Genomic DNA, 19450 nt, shown 5'->3' with positions numbered 1-19450 from the left:
CCTTTTCTAATGGAAGTTGAATAAATTTGTTTGTGGTTAAAGTTGGTGATCAGAACCAGGGTTATCACTTCAGTTGAAGTTTAAACAGGGAGTTAAATCTACCTAATACTTCGATAGATTTTTTGGTTGCTTTTAACGCTTTTCAGTGAGAGGCAATTATTCTATTTCCATTTTCAGGAAATAACCTTTTGGACTTCATAATCTATTAAGAATCTTTGATCAATATCTTAGTTTTTCAGCTATACCATTGACTATCTTCTTAAACCACAATGGTGTGTTGATTTGGTGCAATTTTAATATGTCAACTCTGTGTTTTCATTCTAAAAACAGTCATAGGAGTTTTAAATGTATCAAAATATAATTTTATAGTTAGATATTAATTAAAATGTGAAATTTAAACTACAGTAGTAACAATTGGGTAGTTTTCAGTTAAATCCTGTGGATTGTAGAGCCAAAAAATTTTTAAATACTGAAAAATGTTGAAGAAACTTATTTTTTGAAACCATGTGAAGAATTAAGGCAATTTTTTTTATGTTTTTAAAAGTTTTTTAAAATGAGTAACAATGCGAATTTAATTCTGTTTAAGAGTTGTGGGTAGCATAATGATGATATTTTTGTAGGTGCTCCACTGATATACCAAATTATCACTCGAAACCGCCGTTTAAACTAATAAACTCCCGTTGAATTTTAAAATGTAAATATTCAATGTTAAATATTGTGAAATTATAGTTCTAGATGTGGTTTATTTAATTAAATTGAAATAATACCAGTTAAAATATAATTAAAATAACTTAATCTCTATATTAGTTGGCATTTTGATATTGACTTGAAAGCGGTTTTATTTACTCATCAACTAAATCATGTAACTTATGAGAAAAGCTTTACTCTTAGTTGTTGGGCTCGTCATGATGACTCTCACGTTTGAGGTGTCGGCTCAACAACGGGTAATTACCGGAACGGTAATTTCCGAAGAAGATGGGCTCGGTTTGCCAGGGGCAACCGTACTCGTCAAAGGTACTACAGTGGGGATTACCACCGATATCGATGGTAATTACTCTCTTACAGTACCAGCAGGTTCTAATGTCCTAGTTTATTCTTTTGTAGGTTTAAAATCTTCTGAAGAAGTAATTGGAAACAGAACTATTATTAATGTCACTTTGATGACAGATGCTGCCCAGCTATCCGAAGTGGTAGTGACCGCAGTTGGTGTGGAAAGAGAGAAAAAAGCCTTGGGCTATGCGGTATCCACAGTGGGTAACGATCAGCTAGAAAATCGCCCAGAGCAGGATGTTTCACGCGTATTGCAAGGAAAAGTGCCAGGTGTAAATATCACTTCCACCAATGGTATGTCTGGGTCAGGTACGAATATGGTAATCAGAGGGTATTCTTCTGCTACTGGTTCTAACCAGCCGTTGTTTGTAGTAGATGGTGTTCCATTCAATACAAGCACTAATAATACCAATGGATTTACCACGGGTGGTGCAGCCACTTCCTCACGCTTTCTAGATATTGATCCTAACAACATTGAGAATATCTCAGTATTGAAAGGTCTATCTGCGACTGTACTTTATGGTGATCAGGGAAGAAATGGTGTGATTTTGATTACTACCAAATCAGGGGCTTCTAAAAGAAGTGCAGCTGAGGTAACAATCAATCAATCATTCTTCACTAATAAGGCCGCGTCTCTACCTACATATGGTACGGAGTATGGCAATGGTTTCCAGCAGGCGCCAGGATTCTTCTTCTCCAATTTTGGACCTAGATTGGATCAGGGGCTTGTTATTGACAATCCTATTGCTAAGTCTTCGGTAGCAGGTATTAGAAATGCTTTCCCCGAATATTGGGTAGATGGTATTGTAGGTGGCAAACCTACTCCTTATGAGTACAAGGCCTATGAAGATCCTTCTACTGCCTTTTTCAGAACGGGTCTTGTTGCGAATACTTCGGTACAAATTTCTGGAGGTTCTGACAAGACAGGATTCAATGCAAGTTTTGGTTACACCAATGACGAAGGATTTACGCCTGGTAACGAATTGGAGAAATATAACTTTGGACTTGGTATAAATTCTGCCATATCTGATAAATTCTCTATTAATTCCTCATTTACTTTTGCGATCACAGATTTGTTGACGCCACCGGTAAATGCTGCTTCAGGTTCTGGACCTTCTGGAGGTATTCCATCTGTTTTTGCTCACGTGCTATATACGCCAAGATCTGTTGATTTGGCTGGTTTGCCGTGGAACAATCCTGTGGACAACAGTTCAGTTTATTATAGATCTGGTAACGATATTGTCAACCCTATTTGGTTGGTCAATAACTATACAAATGCGTCTGATGTTAAGCGTTATTTCAACGCGACCTCTTTGATTTATGACTTTTCAGACAACCTTTCTGTGACTTACAGATTTGGTCTTGATACTTATTCTGAAAAACAAGAATTGAGATACAATAAAGGGGGACCTTCTTCAAGTCTTGCAACCCAAACCGGATATTACAGAACTATTAACATAACAAATACTATCTGGAATCAGGATTTGATTTTCAATTGGAAAACAGAGATATCTGACAAATTGGGAATGAATATATTACTAGGAGGTAACTCTAGGTATGATAACTACACTCAAGATGGTGTTGCCTCACAAGGTCAGCTTGCTTACAACCTTTTCCGTCATTCTAACTTCACAAATTCCTCTTCAAATGATGCATATTCTGGTAACACCATGAATAGGACGCAAGAGGAAAGAAGATTGGGTATTTATACTAACGTCACGTTAGATTATGATGGATTTCTATACTTGAATTTAGTAGCTAGAAATGACTGGACGTCAACAGTAGAAAAAGAGAATAGAAGAATTCTCTATCCTGGAGCTTCAGTTTCATTCATACCTACAAGTGCATTTAATTGGAATTCCTCTACTTTAAATAATCTTAAATTGAGGATGGGTTATGGTACATCTGCCGGCTTCCCTTCTCCATACAGAACGAGAAATACGTTGGATCAAAGTGCAAGAGCGTTTGTAAGGGATGGATCGGTGACTCAAACTCACTCCGTTTCAAATACGCTTGGAAATCCAAACCTTAAACCTGAGCTAATTGAAGAATTGGAATTTGGAGTTGAGGGTTCGATGTTCAATAATAAATTGACTTTCGATCTATCTTTATACGAGAAAAATACGAATGATTTGATCACGGATGCTCCTATTGACCCTTCTACAGGTTTTACTAGGACATTGATAAACATTGGTAAAATCAGAACTCGTGGAGTAGAATTTCAGGCGACAGTAACACCAGTAGCCACAGCCTCTGGGTTTGTATGGAATTCAACTATCAACTGGGGACTATATAGATCTGAGACTATTGAGTTGGGATTTGGTCTTACTGAAGTAGTAGTGGCAGGTTATACTACGCTAGGAAATTTTGCGATACCAGGTGAACCTTTCAATGTGATCAAGGGAATAGGTTTCGCTAGAGATCCGGATGGTAATCCTATAGTTCTTTCTGATGGTGTTTATCAGGCAGATCCTGAGCTTAAAATCTTGGGTGATCCAAATCCTAAATGGAATAGCTCATGGATTAACTCCTTCTCTTATAAAGGATTTACATTATCTGCTATGCTAGAGTATAGACATAAAGGTGATGTATTCTCCAATACTGTTACTGCAACTTTGGCCAGAGGTGTTACTAAAGATCCTGTTGCAGATAGAGAGCTTTCTTTCATTATGCCTGGGGTAAGACAGGATGGTGAAAATGCAGATGGTACCCCTAAATATGTTAAGAATGATATTCAGATCTCGGCATCAGATTATTTCTTTTCAGGATACCAAGGTAGAACCGACGAGCCAAATATATTTGATGGTTCAATGATTCGACTTCGTGAAGTTTCACTTGCATATTCGCTACCATCCAAATTGATGGCTAAATCACCATTCGCAAGAGCTTCGATAGCAGTGAGTGGAACCAACCTTTGGTTCTTAGCATTGAACTTCCCTCCAAACATGAATTATGATGTGGATGTATTGGGAACTGGTGTGGGTAATGGATTAGGTTTTGATTTTGTGACTGGTCCTAGCTCTAAGAGATTTGGCGGTACATTAACCCTTACATTCTAATTCTAAAACTGAACTAAAATGAAAAGAATAATATATAGTTTGTTAGCGGCTTCCACCTTGTGCTTTGCGACTTCCTGCGATCTTGATTTGCTGGATAACCCAAACGCAGTGACAGCTTCTACAGCTTCTCCAGACTTCCTGTTGAATAGCATACAGCTAGATTACAAGAATCTATATAATAGTGTCAGTAATGACGGAATGGAGCTAACGAGAATTATCAATCAGGGTAGTGCACAGTATGAGAGTGCGTATACTGTATCTTCTACGAATGCGTATTGGTCGACTGCCTATGCTAATATTTTAGCTGACATTCAATTTCTTGAGCCACTTGCAGAGCAAGCGAATTTTCAGCGACATCTAGGTATTGCAAAGACGATAAAAGCAATGGTGCTTTTCCATTTGGTAGATTCCTATGGAGATGTTCCTTTGTCAGAGGCTTTGGATGCAGGAAATTTCTTCCCTAAGACAGATTCAGGTGAGTCAGTATATTCGGCTGCTTTGGAAAGTTTGAATCAGGCAAGTGCACATTTTGCGGCAACTTCAGCTGGATCACCAAATGATTATTTCTACGCAGGGAATTATACGAAATGGATCAGACTGGTTAATACCATGAAACTTCGATATCATTTGAATCTCAAATTGGTGAATGCAGCTGGATCTAAAACTGCTATAAACGCTTTAATAGCTGAGGGGAATCTTTTGAAAGAAGGTGATGACTTTGCATTTAGATTTGGTACAAATTCCGCAGATCCAGATTCAAGACATCCTGGTTATGCAGGATCTTATACTTCGGGCGGAGGTACTTATCATTCTACGTTCTATATGTGGCATATGACCGAGGCTAAAGGTTTTGATGATCCTCGTGCTAGATTCTACTGGTACAGACAGGTGACAACTAATCCTAAGGATCCTGCTCTAATTGAATGTCTTACGATTATAGCGCCCCCACAATATTTGGTTCAGAACTTCATTTACTGTCTTCCTGGTACCAGAGGTTATTGGGGTCGTGATCACCTAGATCCAGATGGAGTACCACCAGATGGTTTGCTTAGAACAGTTTGGGGTTTATATCCTTCAGGTGGAAGGTTTGATGATAACTCCGCAACTCCTGTAAATAACCCTACATTAGGAGCTCAGGGGGCAGGATTGTTTCCAATCATGCTGTCATCTTATGTAGATTTCATGCTAGCTGAAGCTGCATTGACTATCAATAATGATCCTGCAACAGCAAAAACATATATGTTGGCCGGGATTAAAAAGCATATGAACTATGTCATAAATTTTGCCAACAATTCTCAGGAGTCCGGTAAAGTTTCAGCTTTCTTCGCTAAGGAAAATATAGACTTAACAAAAAAAGTTAATGAGTATATAGCCTACGTTGGAAATGAGTATGATCTGGCACCTGCTGGTAATAAAATGTATTTGATTGGTCGTGAATATTGGTTGGCTTTATATGGAAATGGAGTTGAAGCTCTGAATCTGTACAAAAGAACAGGGCAGCCTTCTAAAATGCAGCCTGGTTTAGAGCCAGATGCTGGATTGTTTCCACGAACATTCCTGTATCCTAATAACTACATAGTTACCAATAGCAACGCAGTCCAAAAGCCTAATCTAGGTGTTCAAACTTTCTGGGATAAGAATCCTGCAGGAAATGGTTGGATCTACTAAACTAATAATTCGAAATACTATGAAAAATATAAAATATAGTTTTGGATTCCTTTTAGGCGCTTTGGTTTTCCTTAGTTCCTGTAGGGATTTCGTAGAGCCTAATATTCCCTATTCGGAATTTGATACTGGCGCCTATTTGAGAACAATCGCTAGAACGAGCACTACCTTTAACTTCTTCGATTTGGCAAACGCCAAGTTTGCATTGACACTAGAAGCTGTAGATGCACAGGATGGAGCTTCTGTAGAAACAGTGGAGATAATGGTTCAGCATAGAAGATTGATTCCGGGAGTTGGTCTTAAGTACTCTCCAGCTGCTGGTCCAGTGTTGATTAAGACTATTCCGCTTGCTGATTTTGCACCTAATGATAAGTCCAGGTTTTTGAGAACCTCCTTTGAGATATCAGCAACTGAGGCAATTTCAAAAGTAGGTTTAACTGCAGCTGATATCGCTGGTGGTGATATATTTGAATTCAGCATGATTCTGACTGATAAGTTTGGAAGATCGTTTAATAGAGGTAACGTGTCCAACAACATTGCCGGTGCTCCGTTTTTCGACTCACCATTTCAGTATTTTGTAAGTGTAGTTTGTCCATCTGATTTGGCTGGTACATTTACTTACACTTCTACAGACATGGATTCTGCGTATGGTTCTTGTCCTGGAACCATCACAGGTTCAGTTGTCCTCACAGCGGTAAGTAGTTCTCCTGGTGCCTATACAGTTTCTGACGGGACTTTTGGCCTATGGAATTGCTATGGTGACACATGGGGTAATGGTGCAGTCCGTATTAACGATGCCTGTGGTAGGCTGTCTATGTCAGGTGCTGATAAATACGGTGTAGGTTATTCGTTAACTGTATTAAGCGTTGATGCTAATAATTTAGTGTTTACATGGCTTAATGGCGATGGAGAAACTGGTACTACTACATTAAAATCAAACCAAGGAAAACCTTGGCCTCTAAACCTTCGGTAGAAGAGACTAATAATAGTAATAAGCGGCGTGAATTCACGCCGCTTTTTTTTTGTATTTATTTATATTTGCTAAAGCAACTAAGCAATTTTTTATTATTGATTTTAGGTCTTAGATTTGATTTCTCATTTAAGATTAAAATATGGATAAGTTTTCTTATATCGCTAATGCTCACGTATCTTATATAGATGAGCTTTACACTTCTTACAAGAATGACCCAGAATCAATAGATCCTAGTTGGAAAGAGTTTTTTGACGGGTTTGACTTCGCACTAACCAATTACGGCGAAGATGAAAATGCGGTCTCTGTAAATGGAACAGCTTCAACTACTTCACCAGCTCAGAATGGAGCTTTAGCTACTCCAGGTACCATTATGAACATGGAGCAGTTGCCCAAAGAAATTAAGGTAAGAGCTTTGATTCACGCGCATCGTTCAAGAGCTCACCTGAGATCCAAGACAAATCCTGTAAGAGAACGAAAAGATAGAAAAGCTTTAATCGATCCTAAAGATTTTGGTTTAGGTCAGGAAGATATGAATACTGAGTTCCAAGCGGGTAGTGAGATTGGAATTGGGACAGCTAAATTTTCAAAAATTTTAGAATCTCTGAAGACCATTTATGAAGGTTCGATGGGTTTTGAATACTTATATATTCGTGATCCAGAGATGCTGGATTGGTTTAAGACCAAGGTAGAAAAAGATGCATTAGCATTTAATCCTACACACGAAGAGAAAAAGAGGATCCTTTCGAAGCTTAACCAAGCGGTCGTTTTTGAAAACTTTTTGCATACCAAATACCTTGGTCAAAAGCGTTTTTCACTGGAAGGTGGAGAAAGCACAATTCCATTTTTAGATGCCGTGATCAATACCTCGTCCCAACTTGGAGTACGGGAAGTAATGATAGGTATGGCTCACAGGGGCCGATTAAATGTTTTGGCCAATATAATGGGCAAAACCTATGAGCAGATCTTCTCTGAGTTCGAAGGTACGGCAAAGCCGGATTTGACAATGGGCGATGGTGATGTTAAGTATCACATGGGTTATGCAAGCGATATTATAACGCCTTCAGAAAACAAGGTTCATTTGAAACTTGCACCAAATCCATCTCACTTGGAAGCTGTGGATCCTGTAGTGGAAGGTTTCCTTCGTGCTAAAATCGATTCTGAATATAAAGGAGATTTCACTAAGGCTCTTCCTATTTTGATTCACGGAGATGCAGCTGTCGCAGGGCAAGGCATTGTCTACGAGGTGACTCAAATGGAGAGTTTGAAAGGATATAATACTGGTGGTACAATCCACTTTGTGATCAACAACCAAGTAGGTTTTACTACTGATTTTGATGATGCACGCTCATCTATCTATTGTACAGATGTAGCAAAGATTATTGATGCGCCAGTTATTCACGTGAATGGAGACGATGCTGAGTCAGTTGTATTTGCTGCAAAACTAGCTTGCGAATTCAGACAGAAGTTCAGTCGGGATATTTTTATAGACATGGTTTGCTACAGACGTCATGGGCACAATGAGTCTGATGAGCCTAAGTTCACGCAACCAGAACTTTACAATATTATTTCTAAGCACCCAAATCCAAGAGAAATCTACGTGAAGCGCCTAGCTGAACGTGGAGACATGGAGTCAAAATTGGCTTCGCAAATGGATGAGGAATTCAGACAATTACTTCAGGATCGCTTGAATTTGGTAAAAGAAAAGCCACTTCCTTATCAAGCAACACGGTTTGAAGAGGAGTGGAGCAGCTTAAGAAGGTCTAAACCGGAAGATTTTGACCAGTCTCCACAAACTGGAATTAGCCAAGATTTGATAGAAAAAGTTGCTGAAGCATTGACAGTAATCCCTAAGGGATTTAAACCTTTGAAGCAGATAGAAGCACAATTGAAGCAGCGTAAAGATATGTTCTTTCAGACTAAATCCTTGAATTGGGCAGCAGCAGAATTGCTTGCTTACGGTTCATTGACATTGGAAGGAAAAACTGTTAGATTGACTGGTCAGGATGTGCAAAGGGGTACATTCTCCCATCGACATGCAGTGCTCCATGATGCTAACACGAATAAAGCCTACAACTCCCTTAAGGAGATGAAGGATAGAAAAGGTGAATTTTATATCTACAATTCACTACTCTCTGAATATGCTGTACTTGGTTTCGAATATGGTTATGCCATGGCAAATCCAAATGCTTTAACTATTTGGGAAGCTCAGTTTGGAGATTTCGCAAACGGAGCGCAAACTATGATTGACCAATTCATTACTTCTGGCGAAACCAAATGGCAGAAAATGAATGGATTGGTGATGCTACTTCCTCACGGATATGAAGGACAAGGGCCTGAGCACTCAAATGCTCGTCCCGAAAGATTTCTTCAGCTTTCGGCGGAGTATAACACCATTGTAGCTAACGTGACTGAACCATCGAACTTCTTCCATTTACTGAGGAGACAGTTGGCTTGGGAATTCAGAAAGCCATGTATTGTGATGTCACCTAAGTCTCTTTTGAGACATCCAAAAGTTGTTTCTCCTCTTTCTGAGTTTACAGAAGGCTCCTTCAGAGAGGTTCTTCCAGATACTACTGTAGATGCCAAAGACGTGAAACGTGTGGTACTTTGCTCTGGAAAAATCTTTTACGATCTTGATGAAGTAAGAGAAAAAGAAAAAGTAAAAGATGTGGCAATTATCCGTATAGAGCAACTTCATCCACTTCCAAAGAAGCAAATGATGGAAGCACTAGCAGCCTACCCAAAAGCCGAGCTGGTTTGGGTTCAGGAAGAGCCATCAAATATGGGTTACTGGAATTACATTCTTAGACTTCTGTATAAAGAGTTGCCAATGGATGTAATCGCTAGAAAAGCCAGTGCTTCTCCTGCAACAGGATATAATAAAGTTCATGTCGAAGAGCAGAAAAATATTATTGCTCAAGCACTTAAATTGAAATAATCACAGTTCTTTTCAATAAGACATCCAAAATAATCGTATCATTTTGTTCCTCTCTTTTTGACTATAAAAGAGAAAAAAAGAAAAACTTATGAGCAAAGAAATTAAAGTTCCTACGGTAGGCGAATCCATATCGGAAGTCACCATTGGCCAATGGTTCAAAAAAGACGGAGATGAAGTGCAGATGGACGAAGTCCTATGTGAACTGGAATCTGATAAAGCTACATTTGAGCTACCAGCTGAAGCTGCTGGTATACTTAGAATTAAAGCTCAAGAAGGTGATGTCTTGGAAATCGGAGCTGTGATCTGTGAGATTGATGAAGCTGGAACTGCAGGCAAATCTGAGACAGCTGCTGAAAAGCCAAAAGCAGAAGCTGCCCCAAAAACTGAAGAAAAATCTTCTGAAGCAAAAGCTTCCGGAGAAGTAAAGGATATGGTAGTACCAACCGTAGGTGAGTCGATCACTGAGGTTACGCTAGCCAATTGGATCAAAACAGATGGGGATTATGTGAAGCTGGATGAAATTATTGCGGAAGTCGATTCGGATAAAGCGACATTTGAATTACCAGCTGAAGCATCAGGAATTCTTCGCCATGTGGCGCAAGAAGGTGATGTGCTAGAAATCGGTGGATTGATATGTAAAATTGAGGTAACAGAAGGAGAACCAGCTTCAGCTTCCTCCGAAAAATCTTCTGATGAAGTTTCAAACACTGAATCTGGAAATACAAACTATGCAACTGGACATGCATCTCCGGCAGCTTCCAAGATTTTAGCTGAAAAAGGTGTTTCTCCAGAGTCTGTAAAGGGAACTGGAAAAGACGGTAGAATCACCAAAGAAGATGCTCAGTCTGCTCAAAAGCCAGCTGCTGCACCTGCTAAATCAGAAAGCAAGCCAGCTGAGTCTTCAGCGCCAGCACCAGTGGCAGGTTCTAGAAATGAGAGAAGAGAAAGAATGTCTTCTTTGAGAAAAACTGTTGCTAGAAGATTGGTGTCTGTAAAAAATGAGACAGCGATGCTCACCACATTCAATGAGGTGAATATGAAGCCAATCATGGATTTAAGATCTAAATTCAAAGAGCAATTCAAAGAAAAGCATGGTGTAGGACTTGGATTCATGTCTTTTTTCACCAAAGCTGTTTGCGTAGCACTTCAAGAATGGCCATCTGTGAATGCTAAGATTGATGGCAATGAAATGATATTCAACGATTTCTGTGATATTTCTATTGCTGTATCTGCGCCGAAAGGGTTGGTAGTTCCGGTGATCAGAAATGCGGAGGCGATGAGTTTTGATCAGATAGAAAAAGAAGTGGTTAGACTAGCTGGTAAAGCCAGAGACAACAAACTTTCTATAGAAGAAATGACTGGTGGCACATTTACCTTAACTAACGGTGGAATCTTCGGATCCATGATGTCAACACCGATCATCAATGCGCCACAGTCTGCTATCCTTGGAATGCACAATATCGTGCAGCGTCCAATGGCTGTCAACGGTGAAGTAGTGATCCTTCCGATGATGTATTTGGCTCTTTCTTACGATCACAGAATTATTGATGGGCGTGAGTCAGTAAGCTTCTTGGTAAGAGTGAAAGAATTGCTCGAAGATCCGACAAGATTGTTGTTTGGAGTTTAATTTTGTACTGAGAAAAATGTACTAAGTATCAAGTAAGGGGGTGTTTTCAAAAGAGCTTATTGTTAATGCTCCCAATCTTGATACGAAAGTATTTTAACTATAAGTAAGAGAAGGTTTTGAACTTGCTGCTTACTACTAAAATCTAAGAAAATGTACGACGTCATAGTTATAGGTTCTGGCCCTGGTGGATATGTTGCAGCGATCCGCTGTGCACAACTCGGTCTGAAAACTGCCATTGTTGAGAAATACCCTACGCTTGGAGGAACTTGCTTGAATGTAGGTTGTATTCCTTCTAAAGCACTTTTGGATTCATCTGAGCATTACCATAATGCTGCTCATACCTTCGAAACTCATGGAATTAAGTTGAGCAATTTGAAAGTTGACTTGAAGCAAATGATCACACGTAAGGATGATGTGGTAAAGCAGAATACAGATGGGATTCAATACTTGATGAAAAAGAACAAGATTGATGTTCTTCAAGGTCTTGGTTCTTTCGTGGATAAAACCACTGTTAAAGTCACTAAAGATGACGGTTCCAGTTCAGACATTCAGGGTAAAAATATCATCATAGCTACAGGATCGAAGCCTTCTACTTTGCCTTTCATCAAAATTGATAAAGACAGAGTAATCACATCTACAGAAACTTTGAATTTGAAAGAAATTCCTAAGCACTTGGTAGTAATCGGTGGTGGAGTAATCGGTTTGGAATTAGGTTCTGTCTATGCTAGAATGGGATCGAAAGTTTCTGTTATAGAATACATGGACTCATTGATCCCTACGATGGATCGCACTATGGGAAAAGAGCTTCAGAAGTCTCTAAAGAAAATTGGTTTTGAATTTTTCTTAAAGCATAAAGTAACTGGCGTAGAAAGTAAAGGCAAAGAAGTAACTGTCAAAGCTGAAAATAGCAAAGGAGAAACTATTGAAGTGACAGGCGATTACGTCTTGGTTTCTATCGGTAGAAAGCCATACACTGAGGGTTTGAATGCTGAAGCAGCGGGTGTGAAAATCACAGATAGAGGTCAAGTGGAAGTAAATGATCATTTACAGACCAATGTCCCAAATATCTATGCAATCGGTGATGTAGTGAAAGGCGCTATGCTTGCTCATAAAGCTGAAGAAGAAGGCGTATTTGTAGCTGAGACTATTTTGGGGCAGAAGCCTCATATCAATTACAACCTGATCCCTGGTGTAGTATATACTTGGCCAGAAGTGGCTGCGGTTGGTTATACTGAAGAGCAGTTGAAGGAAAAGGGAGTCAAATTTAAGACTGGTAAATTCCCGTTTATGGCTTCAGGCCGAGCTAGAGCTTCGATGGATACCGACGGTTTAGTGAAAGTCTTGGCAGATGCTGAAACGGACGAGATCCTTGGAGTTCATATGATTGGTCCAAGAACGGCGGATATGATCGCTGAAGCTGTAGTTGCAATGGAATTCAGAGCATCTGCAGAGGATATAGCAAGAATGTCTCATGCACACCCGACATATACTGAAGCTTTTAAGGAGGCTTGTCTTGCCGCAACGGACAACCGAGCGCTTCATATTTAAGTAAGAAATATATTTTATAAAAAAGCCATTCGGAGAGATTCGAATGGCTTTTTATTTTTGGGGAAAAATAGTTTACTTCGATCATGAAGTTTAAAATTGCCATTCTCGGTGCTGGAAATGTTGCTTGGCACTTGGCCTCAGCCTTGGAAGATGCAGGCCATACTATTACAGAAGTATATGCTAGAAGCCTGAAAAGTGCTGGTCATATTACCGATCGAGTTTATGCTGGAGAGCCAAAGGACGATCTCGATTTCTCTACAAGTGAGGCTGATATTTTTATTTTGGCTGTCAAGGATTCAGCTATTCCAGAAGTAGCAGATGAAGTCATTCTTCCTGAAAATAGTATTCTTGTGCATACTTCTGGATCTGTGCCATTAGACATTTTAAATTATAGCTCTGCATCTTATACAGGCATATTTTACCCTCTGCAATCTTTCACTAAAGGCAGGAAAATCGAATTTGATGAAGTGCCACTATTGCTGGAATCTGACGACGAGGAGACTTTGCAAACGCTTAAGAAGCTTGCGAAAAGTTTGTCACCCTTGACTTACACAGTAAGATCTAAGGATAGAAAAGCCATGCATATAGCAGCAGTTTTTGCAAGCAATTTTTCAAATCACATGATTCGAATCGCCGAGGAGGTGATGAGAAGGCAAGGATTAGACTTCGAGATGCTAAAGCCTTTGATCATTGAGACTATTTCCAAAAGCTTACAATTGGGAGCTAAGGCAGCACAAACTGGCCCTGCTTACCGGGAGGATTATGAAACCCTGGAAGATCATCATCGATTTTTGAGTTACAACGAAAGTGTCGCTGAAATTTATCGGCTGATCTCCCAGGATATTATTGATGGGTAGTTACATAAATAACTATTGACACATGCTATTAGAAAATATTGTGAGTTGTCAAACTCTGCGAATAGCAATATTCACTAGGCTTATTTAGGAATATCCTTCAGCCTAAGTTCAAATAAGTCAGTTCTTCTGTCTTTCAGGTTATGGACACTTCCAAACTGATTGAGTTCTCTTAATAAGGAGATGTCAACATCGGCAATCAATGTCATTTCAGTATTTGGTGTTGCTTCAGCTTTGATGCCATTGTTAGGAAATGGGAAGTCGCATGGCGTGATTACCATAGACTGGGCGAATTGCATGTCCATGTTATGAACCTTTGGCAAATTACCGACACTTCCAGCCATGGCGACATAGCACTCGTTTTCTATAGCCCTTGCCATCGCACAATTCCGTACGCGAGAATAGCCATTTTGAGTATCTGTCAAGAAAGGAACAAACAAAATGTCCATTCCCTGATCAGCCAAAAGTCTACTTAATTCAGGAAATTCAACATCATAGCAGATAAGAATACCAATTTTGCCACAGTCGGTGTCAAATGCCTTCAGCACATTACCACCTTGCATTCCCCATACTTTAGCTTCTAAGGGAGAAATATGAAGCTTCTCGTATGATTCTATAGAGCCATCCCGCTTACATAGATATCCGACATTGTACAACTTGTCATTATTCAATTTTGGCATTGAGCCAGTGATAATATTGATGTTGTATGATACTGATAGCTGACCAAATCGCTTGACGATTTCATCCGTGTATTTTGCCAAGCCACGCACAGCCTGAGCTTCACTTAAATGATTGAATTCTGCCATCAGTGGCGCATTGAAAAGTTCTGGAAAAAGAGCGAAATCCGCACGATAGCCAGAAACAGCATCGATGAAATACTCAGCTTGCTGCATCAACTCATCCAAGTCATCATATAAACGCATTTGCCATTGGATCAAACCAAGACGGACAATTGTCTTATTTGTGGAGGCTAACTTACTAGGCTTTTCATAGAAAATGTTGTTCCATTCGAGCAGTACCGCAAAGTCGCTCGAAGCAGCATCACCTTCTAGGTAATTCTTCATAATTCGAGCTGGGTGGAAATCATTGGCAAGCTGGAAATTCAATACTGGATCGTAAATCTCTTTCATCTTTACCTTCTCCAAGTATTCCTTTGGCCCCATCTCCTTTTTATACTTGTGGTAATTTGGGATCCTACCACCGAAGACAATCCCTTTTAGGTTAAGCTTTTCACAAAGCTCCTTACGATAATCATACAGCCTCCTACCTAATCTTAAACCGCGAAATTCCGGTTTGATAAACACATCAATACCGTAAAGCATATCCCCATCGTCATTATGATTATCAAAGGTGAAGTTTGTAGTGATATCTTTATAAGTATGCTCGCCTTCCAAATCAGCATCACTAACTATGATAGAAAGTGCGCAGCCAGCGAGCTGATCGTTAATTTTGATGACAACTTGCCCTTCGGGAAATTTTTTAATCAATGTGTCAATCTGGCTTTCTGCCCAGAAAGATCCTGGCATACTTCTGTACGCTTCGATCATGGCAGCTTTAAAATCTTTGTAATCAGAAGGTTGTAGGTATGATAAAGCTATATTTTCTGCTTGGGTATTGTCCATGTTAATCGTAAGGAAGCGTGGTGATGTGGAATGTTAGTTCTTAGATATTGAACCAATAAATGTACGAGGGTTTATTTTTCCTTTTATGCTAATGATACTAATGAGTTCAATGAAAAAATCCTTTCCGTTTAGGAAAGGATTTAAACATATGTCGATGAAAATTACTTTAGCCAAGCAAGTTTTACTTCTTCTGGAGCTTTCATTCTGTCGGCAACTCGCATATATCTATCTGAAAGTTTTACTAGGTAATCCTGCGCTTTGGAGGCTACGTCATTCAGTCCTGTTAGACTTTCTATTTTCCAAAGCTCAACTAGATGTTCAATAATTCTAGCATAATCCCATCCGGTATAAATCCCTACTTTCTGCGTAATCGCTGAAAACTCAGTGAATAAAGAAGGATTTGATCCTCCCGTACCCATCAGGACTGCGGGCATCACTATTTGCTTTCTCATTAACTTTTCAAAAGCTAGGATTGCTCCATTTGGATCAATTTCAAATATGGCAGACATAAAGCTTTTATAGGCTTTCTCATGTCTAGCCTCGTCTCCTGCAATTTGCTTACAGATTCTTCCTAAAATAGGATCACCGGCTATATCAGCTAATTTTCCTGTGTTGACGTGAGAAACTTTGGTAGCTCTTTCTTGAAATGATGTGTAGACTATTGCCTGGTAAGGATCTCCCCCAGTATTTGGATCAAATCCATTGGTAAGTAGCCTGTGAATAGTTTGCTCCACTGCCTTCATGTCTACTCTACCTGTCATGTAGAGGTATTTGTTGAGAAGATCACCATGTCGGTTTTCTTCAGCAGTCCAAGATTTCGACCATCTAACCCATCCTGAAGGAGATAGCAGGCTTCTTTCCGGATTAATTCCTTCTAAAAGATTAAAATATGTCTGATAACTTGGTAAGGCTTCCTCGGTGATCATATTTCCAACTAAGGAAGTTAAAACCGTATCAGGAATTCCTTCAGACCTTTGCTGTAGTTGCTTTATTTGGTCATGAATATCTGGATCTCCAAAGTCAGGAAGGAAATCTGACGGCTGCCAGCACTTGTCTGGATCCACTAGGATATTATCTACCGCTTCGCCAACAAGACCATCCAGTTGAGAGATGACTTCTAAGTTTTTTTCTAGTTCGTAATTTATTTCTCCTGCTTTCATCATGGATAAATTTAGGCCCGAATTGTTAAAACTCGGTCGGGTTTTGAATTAAGACAAATTTACTCACAAATGGACAAATTACTGATAGAAAAATACTATCAATGATTAGGTATTCATAAGTAGCCAACATTCAGTTGATTAGGTGAGAACAACATGGGGTTTTGGCATGTCTTTCTCTTTATAGGCCTCAATCAAGTTATATTTCTTCTGTTAGCCTGCACTTTAAGATAATGAAATTTTACCCTTCTCAGTTCAATAGGCACAAAAAAGCCTTCGTAAGAAGGCTTATAGTGCGCGAAAATTGTAAGAATTAATATTCCAGTTTGTAAGCAACTACCTTGTTTTTAAAGAAAGTTGGGACCAACACAATATTGTCGCCAGGGATAAAACCTATGTCTGCGGTATTTGATTCCTCATTTTTTGTATCGAGAAGTAATGTCTCTCCATCGGCAGTTACTAAGTATATCTCTCCTGACCATCGTGAAGCGATATAATTGCCATCTCCTAAGATTACAAGTCCATCACCTCCAGTTACAGTTTTATTTAAAATAGTAGATGTTCCGTCATCGTTGAGCGATTTAAATCCAGACTTATCCAAGCCATAGATTTTCCCGTCTTCAGCAACCGCAATTCCATTGATCGATTCGTGACCTTCCGTCAGTGTCGAGATTTTGCCATTGTCAAGAAGGTGAACTTTCCCAGTTCTCATATCCGTGAAATAAACTTTTCCTCCATGTGTGGCTAGGTCATTCAAAAATACAGCGTCTTTAACCGGATATTTTTTGCTGATCTTACCAGTTTCCAAATTAACTTCCACCAACACATCAATGTCAGTTACATAAAGATTTCCATTGGAAATCCCCATGCCTTTGGGAGCATTTAATCCTTTTACCCATTCCTGAGTCAGGATATTCCCCTGTTTGTCTAGAATGGATATTGATCCTTTTCCATCTTTCCCATTAGGGTCGCCTTCAATATTAGATACGTAGATCTTACCAGAGGTAGCGTCATACAATACGGACTCGTTAGTAATTAAAGTTGTGTCGCTTTCCCAAATTTTTGTCAGAGTAGGGATTTTGACATCTTCTACTTTTGCCCCTTCTATGATTTCTCCTGTTTTTGTAGAAGAACAATTTGTCAAAAGGAGTATGCTTGTAATGCCAAGCAGTGCAAATTTAAGTTTTGATAAATTCATTTCAGTTTTTGGTTAGAGTCCAGTTGTATTGATTAAATCCTGCAGGTGCTGTTTTCATTAGTCTATCCCCAATAGCATCCAAATAGATCGTGTTGTATCTAAGTCTGGAAATATAGTTGGGAAGTGTAGGATCTCCATTCCAGCAATGCTCAGCTCGATCTCCATACGATACAGTTCCATCATAATAAGGATTTTCAGTTTCTTCAAGAAATTCCTCTGTCAAATATACTGCGTTGTTTAGGTAAAAATTGTCCATATCTCCACAGAAGATATTTATTTTCCCTTCTAATTTTGGTCCCAAGGAAGCCCAATCACGCTCCATAATGTATCGAAGGTCATAATTTTCTTTCCAATAATTTGCCACTTCTGAGTCTATTTCACCTGAATATTTATCCCATATTGGTTTTGGGTAGCCATCAGGACCTGCAGGAGAATACACTGCCTGCCAGATATCAAATTGGTCTCCTGATCTACTTTTGTTCCCTCCAATTGCTAGCTCTTTGTGATTCATGTCTTCTACAGTAGCAGATACATGCCCTAGATAGTTTCGATGAGCAGGACGGAGGGTCTTTCGAAATTCACCCTCTTGGTAATAGGCATTTTGATCCTCATAGAGATTAATCGATGTATAAGCTCTGAAATCTATCGGGTCAGGACAAGCAGCAAAGCATCCGTTGTATTCATCTGGATAAAACACCTGCACGGCTAAAGCTTCCCATCCTCCCGTAGATCCGCCATAAAGAAAACGTGACCAACCCTCACCTATACCTCGGAATTGCTCCTCAATGTGAGGGATCAACTCATAAGTAATTGCATCACCATAGGGGCCAAGATTTGCAGAGTTTACCGCGTAGCTATCATCATAATAGGGGTTGGCATGTTGGACCTCAATAATGATAAACCGTTGAAAATCTGGTGATATCCACTTTTGATAGAAATCATAAGCTTCCTGCTGCTCCAGTTTCGCATAACCATAGATTCCAAACCTGTCGCTGTAATCATCTTCTCCTAGGTCAGGGTCAGGTGGAATTGTTCGGAACCCTGAAAAATCCGAAGGAAAGTGTCCATGGAAAATCATCAGTGGGTAGTACTGAGATGGATTTTCATCAAAGCCTTCTGGAAGTAGAATATTGGCGCCAAGGTACATGTCTCTTCCCCAAAACTCCGACAACTTTTCAGACTTGATTTTGATATGCTTTATGTAGTCTGTGTCTTCAGGCTGCTTGATTTCTGGAATAATATTTTCAATTGTTAATCTCAGATTTTGCTCTTTTTTCCAGTTTACAGCAATTGGCTTGCTATATATATTTTTTGGTGCTCGAGCCCATTGACGCCCTTCTCCCTGATCCATAGGTAGGTTTATCGTATGTCCGTCAGCTCTATTGAAAGTTTCATGTTTCTGTATAAATGCTTGTACATAGTATGTGCCTTCTTTTAGTTCGGAGATTCTTTCGACTGGGTATCCAAAGCTTCTGCTATCGAATAAAATAGGCTTGCCTGCTTCAAAGTCTTCAAAATCCATCCCGAAAACTTGATTGGTGCTTACATTGTCACTGATTCCGAAGCGCGGTTCAGTTGTGCTGTCTGTAGAATAAATTAGTAGTAATCGACCAGCTTTTAGCTCGGCTTCAAGTGATTTGTCGATTACAATTTCAATTTTTGAATTATTGGATGGTGTGCAAGCCCAGCTACATATGAATAAGAAGATGCAATAGAAGTTTTGTTTCATGGAGGGTGGTTTTGTGTTGGAATTTACAGA

11 protein-coding genes are annotated in these 19450 nt (G+C 39.4%); 7 read left to right on the top strand and 4 right to left on the bottom strand.

What is annotated here, in order from left to right; translation table 11 throughout:
• Positions 1 to 869: 869 nt before the first annotated feature.
• The 7 genes from BVH02_RS19880 to BVH02_RS19850 all read left to right on the top strand — a co-directional run bounded on the left by BVH02_RS19880 (position 870) and on the right by BVH02_RS19850 (position 13717).
• Positions 870 to 4109 carry a SusC/RagA family TonB-linked outer membrane protein gene (locus tag BVH02_RS19880; protein ID WP_086503223.1) on the top strand — a complete coding sequence of 1080 codons (3240 nt, stop codon included), beginning with the start codon at positions 870 to 872 and terminating at the stop codon, positions 4107 to 4109.
• Between the two features lie 18 nt (positions 4110 to 4127).
• A complete protein-coding gene (locus tag BVH02_RS19875) occupies positions 4128 to 5777 on the top strand; it encodes a SusD/RagB family nutrient-binding outer membrane lipoprotein (protein WP_086503222.1) in 1650 nt (549 codons plus the stop codon).
• A gap of 19 nt (positions 5778 to 5796) precedes the next feature.
• Entirely contained in the window at positions 5797 to 6747 is a 951-nt protein-coding gene (locus BVH02_RS19870) for a hypothetical protein (protein ID WP_086503227.1), read from the top strand.
• Between the two features lie 139 nt (positions 6748 to 6886).
• Positions 6887 to 9685 carry a 2-oxoglutarate dehydrogenase E1 component gene (locus BVH02_RS19865; protein ID WP_086503221.1) on the top strand — a complete coding sequence of 933 codons (2799 nt, stop codon included), beginning with the start codon at positions 6887 to 6889 and terminating at the stop codon, positions 9683 to 9685.
• Positions 9686 to 9773: 88 nt separating this feature from the next.
• Positions 9774 to 11312, top strand: coding sequence for a 2-oxoglutarate dehydrogenase complex dihydrolipoyllysine-residue succinyltransferase (gene odhB, locus BVH02_RS19860; RefSeq protein ID WP_086503220.1), 1539 nt, complete (start codon positions 9774 to 9776; stop codon positions 11310 to 11312).
• Between the two features lie 150 nt (positions 11313 to 11462).
• The gene (gene lpdA / locus BVH02_RS19855; protein ID WP_086503219.1) at positions 11463 to 12860 is read left to right on the top strand and encodes a dihydrolipoyl dehydrogenase; all 1398 of its coding nucleotides are present in this window, start codon (positions 11463 to 11465) and stop codon (positions 12858 to 12860) included.
• Positions 12861 to 12943: 83 nt separating this feature from the next.
• Positions 12944 to 13717: a Rossmann-like and DUF2520 domain-containing protein gene (locus BVH02_RS19850; RefSeq protein ID WP_086503218.1), complete on the top strand. Its 774-nt coding sequence runs from the start codon at positions 12944 to 12946 to the stop codon at positions 13715 to 13717.
• An 80-nt stretch (positions 13718 to 13797) separates the two neighbouring features.
• Here the strand turns inward: BVH02_RS19850 and BVH02_RS19845 are convergent, their stop codons facing one another.
• The 4 genes from BVH02_RS19845 to BVH02_RS19830 form a co-directional block, all read right to left on the bottom strand.
• The gene (locus tag BVH02_RS19845) at positions 13798 to 15336 is read right to left on the bottom strand and encodes a carbon-nitrogen hydrolase family protein (protein ID WP_086503217.1); all 1539 of its coding nucleotides are present in this window, start codon (positions 15334 to 15336) and stop codon (positions 13798 to 13800) included.
• 161 nt (positions 15337 to 15497) lie between these two features.
• Positions 15498 to 16499 (bottom strand): acyl-ACP desaturase, encoded by a 1002-nt coding sequence (locus tag BVH02_RS19840; protein ID WP_086503216.1) that lies wholly within the window; start codon positions 16497 to 16499, stop codon positions 15498 to 15500.
• Between the two features lie 307 nt (positions 16500 to 16806).
• Entirely contained in the window at positions 16807 to 17691 is an 885-nt protein-coding gene (locus BVH02_RS19835; protein ID WP_086503215.1) for an SMP-30/gluconolactonase/LRE family protein, read from the bottom strand.
• A gap of 1 nt (position 17692) precedes the next feature.
• Positions 17693 to 19420, bottom strand: coding sequence for a hypothetical protein (locus BVH02_RS19830; protein ID WP_111357090.1), 1728 nt, complete (start codon positions 19418 to 19420; stop codon positions 17693 to 17695).
• Between the last annotated feature and the right edge of the window lie 30 nt (positions 19421 to 19450).

Source organism: Algoriphagus ratkowskyi (assembly GCF_002150505.1).
Classification (GTDB): Bacteria; Bacteroidota; Bacteroidia; order Cytophagales; family Cyclobacteriaceae; genus Algoriphagus; species Algoriphagus ratkowskyi.
This window is presented reverse-complemented; position numbering and strand designations above follow the sequence as displayed.